The organism is Frankia sp. CoWAU3, from assembly GCF_977971855.1.
Map to the genome: position 1 here is coordinate 16,116 of NZ_CDWWXB010000024.1, position 3,762 is coordinate 19,877.

At 71.9% G+C, this 3,762-nt stretch carries 1 protein-coding gene; it reads left to right on the top strand.

Features of this window, described 5'->3' with window-relative positions; genetic code table 11:
• Positions 1-23 precede the first annotated feature (23 nt).
• Positions 24-3,762: SDR family oxidoreductase (locus AC08ON_RS04410; protein WP_476616503.1), on the top strand; the 3,739-nt coding region annotated here is incomplete at its 3' end.

Sequence of the window (3,762 nt, forward strand, 5' to 3'; positions counted from 1 at the left end):
CCTTCGGGCGCGAGAACCCGTTCATGACCTTCGAGATCCTCGACATCGAGGCCAGGCCCGTGGCGAGCCGGCTCGCCACGGCTGACATCGTCATCACAACGAACGTGCTGCACGCGACGACCTCCATCGCGCGCACGCTCGGCAACGTCGCGATGATGCTACGGCCTGGCGGACTGCTGATACTCAACGAGGCCACTGGGATCTCGCCCTTCGTCACCCTCACCTTCGGCCTCACGCCCGGCTGGTGGAAGTTCGACGACGCCGACCGGCGGCTGCCAGGCGGACCGCTGCTGTCCACCGGCCAGTGGCGCACCGAGCTCACCGCCGCGGGCTTCGAGGTCGAGGACGTCGCCGGGCTGCCCGGCACTCCCGCCGACCGGCTCCAGCAGGCCGTGCTCATGGCGCGGCTGCGGACTCCGGCCGACCGCCCGCAGGCCGCCGATGCCCCGGTGGACCGCGACCGGGCCACCGACCACGTGCGCCGGGTCTTCGCCCGGGTAATGAAATTCGACCCTGAAGACCTGGACGAGCGCGCCACCTTCGACCAGTACGGCATCGACTCGCTGATCAGCCTTGCCATCATCGATGAACTTGCGCGGGACTTCGACGAGCTGCCCGCCACGTTGCTGTTCGAGAACCTGACCATGCTTGAGGTCGCGGACTGGCTGCTGGCCGAGCGCGCCACGCAGGTGCAGGCCGTCCTCGTACCGACCTCGGAGACCGTCCCTGTGGCCACCGTGCCGCACACTGCTCAGACCGCGGTCCCGCACGCGCCGGAGCCAGCTACCCAAAGCGACGAGCCGATGCGCATCGCGGTCATCGGTGTCGAAGGGCGATACCCCGCCGCCCCGGACCTCGACGCCTTCTGGCGTCTGCTCTCCCGCGGCGAGACCGCCGAGAGCGACGTGCCGCCCGAGCGATGGAACTGGCGAGAGAACCTCACGGTCTCCCCGGACGGCACCGAGATCGGCCGCCGGGGCTGCTTCCTGAGCGACATCGACGGTTTCGACGCGGGCTTCTTCGGCATCCTGCCCCGCGATGCCGAGGACATCGACCCGCAGGAGCGGTTGTTCCTCGAGATCTGCTGGAATCTGCTCGACCGCGCCGGTCAGCTCGCCGAGGACACCCGCAGCCGCGAGACAGGGGTCTTCGTCGGCACCATGTACCACTCCTACGGGCAGCTGGCGGCGACCCAGTGGGCCTACGGCAGCTACCCGAACGCCCACTCCGCGTCCTGGTCGGTCGCCAACCGCGTCTCCTATCTGCTCGACCTGCGCGGGCCCAGCTTCGCGGTCGACTCCGCATGCTCCTCCTCGCTGCTCTCGGTGCATCTGGCCTGCGAGAGCCTGCGCCGCGGCGAGTGCCGCACCGCCATCGCGGGCGGGGTGAACCTCATCCTTCACCCGGCGCATCTGCGCGCGCTCGGGAATCGGAACATGCTCGCAGCCGACGGCCGGTGCAAGGTGTTCGACGAGTCCGCGGACGGGTTCGTGCCGGGCGAGGGGGTCGGCGCGGTGCTGCTCAAGCCCCTCGCCGACGCTGAGCAGGACGGTGACGAGGTGCTCGCGGTGATCCTCGCCTCCTCCACCAACGCGGGCGGCCGCACCAGCGGCTACACCGTCCCGAACCCGCGGGCCCAGGCCGCGCTTATCGCCGACGTTCTGGACCGATCGGGCATCGACCGGGCCACCGTCGGCTACGTGGAGGCGCACGGCACGGGCACCGCGCTCGGCGATCCGATCGAACTGTCCGCGCTGGCCTCGGCGCTGCTGACGGACGACGGCAGGCCCGCGGGCACGGCGTGCGCGGTGGGCTCGGTCAAGGCGAACATCGGCCATCCCGAAGGCGCGGCCGGGATCGCCGGGCTGACCAAGGCGCTGCTTCAGCTCCGGCACGGGGCGATTGTTCCCTGCGCGAATCTGACCACTGTCAGCAACGAGATCAGCGGTGCCGCGCGTCGGTTCACGTCACCGACGGCGCTGATCGACTGGCCCGCTCCCCCTGACGGCGGGCCGCGACGGGCCGGCGTCAGCTCCTTCGGGGCGGGCGGCGCCAACGTGCACCTCGTGCTGGAGGATGCGCCGCGCCGATTGGGCGGCGAGCCCGCGCAAGGACCGGAGGTCCTGCTGCTCTCCGCGCGCGCCCGCGAGGCGTTGCGTGAAGCCGCGAGGGCCCTTGCCGACCAGGTGGAGGCCGAACGGCCGGACGCGGCGCGACTGGCGGCCCTCTGCTACTCCAGCCAGGTCGGTCGGCGCGAGTTTTCGCATCGGCTGGCCGTGCACGCCCAGAATCCCGAGTCCGTCGTCGCCGCGCTGCGCGCCGCTGCTACCGCGGAACGGCACGCGAACCTGGTCGCGGGTGCCGCGCCCGCGCGCCCTGACCGCAGCCGCCCTCCGCTCGCCGTGGACGCGAACTCGGACGGCTGGACGGCAGCCATCGAGTGGGTGACCGGCACGCCTGTGCGCTGGCGCGAGGCCTGGAGGGGACAGGTCGTCAGAGCGAAGCTGCCGACGTATCCGTTCCAGCGCCTCCACACCTGGCAGCGTTACGCCGGTCCAGTTCCTGGGCTGATCGCGGCCACGCCGAACGCCGCGCCCGTCCTCGCAGCCGACCAGCCACTCGTCTTCCAGCGCGCAGAGTGGACACCGCGCCCGCGCGCGGCATCGGCGCTCCCCGAACCGACCGCTGCCTGTACGACGCTGCTGCTTGGAACCGACGCCGCGCTGCGCAACGCCGTGGTCGCCCGCCTTCGCTCGGCAGGCCGCCCCGTGATCGACCTGTCCGACACCGCGTCAGGCGGCGACACGCGTCCTGTCGACCTGCGTGACTGGGCAGAGCTGGATCGCGTCGCTGCGGAACGCGCCGACGCCGGAGCCCCGGTCCGCCTCGTGCTGTGCTGTACCGCGGCGCCGGACGAGGACCTGCCTGGTTACGCCGCCACCCGCGACGCGCTCGACCACGGCCTCAAGGTGCCCTTCGCCGCCTCCGCCGCAGCGCTGAGAGCCTCGCCGGAGGTTTCGGTCCGCGTCGGCGTGGCGTCGTGTGACCTGCTGGGCCGCTCGGCCGCGGCCGCGCTGCGGACTCTCGCCGCCGAGCACCCGAGGCTCTCCGCCGTCACGCTCCGCATGGAGATCACGGAGCCCGCGGCCGACCGGGCCGCCGCGCTCCTGGCCGAGATCGAGGTCTGCGAAACCGGGGTCACCGAGATCGCGTTCACCGGTGGGCAGCGCCTCGTCCGTGCGCTGACGGCCTTCGAGCTCATGCCATCCACGTCGATAAGCGCGAGTGTGATCCGATCTGCCGGCAACTACCTGATATCGGGTGGCGGCGGTGCGCTGGGCCTGCTGTTCGCGCGCCACCTCGTGGACGCGGACGCCGGATCGGTCACCCTGATCGGCCGGTCGGCGGGCACCGAGCGGCTGCGGGCTGCTGTCGCGGAACTTGGCCGTGCCGCGACCTATCGCGTCTGCGACGTGGCGGGCGCCGGGTCCGTCGCGGACCTCGTAGATGAACTGCGGCGTCTGCACGGTCCCCTGCACGGCGTCCTGCACGCCGCGGGCGTGACCCGGGACGGCCGTGCGTTGCGCAAGTCGGCGGCGGACTTCGACGAAGTCCTGGGCGTGAAGGTGCTCGGCGCGACCGCGCTCGACGAGGCGACCCGCGAGGACGGGCTCGACTTTTTCGTCATCTTCTCCTCCGTCGTTGCCGAGGTGCCGAACCCGGGGCAGGCCGACTACCGCGCGGCCAACGCGTATCTGGGGG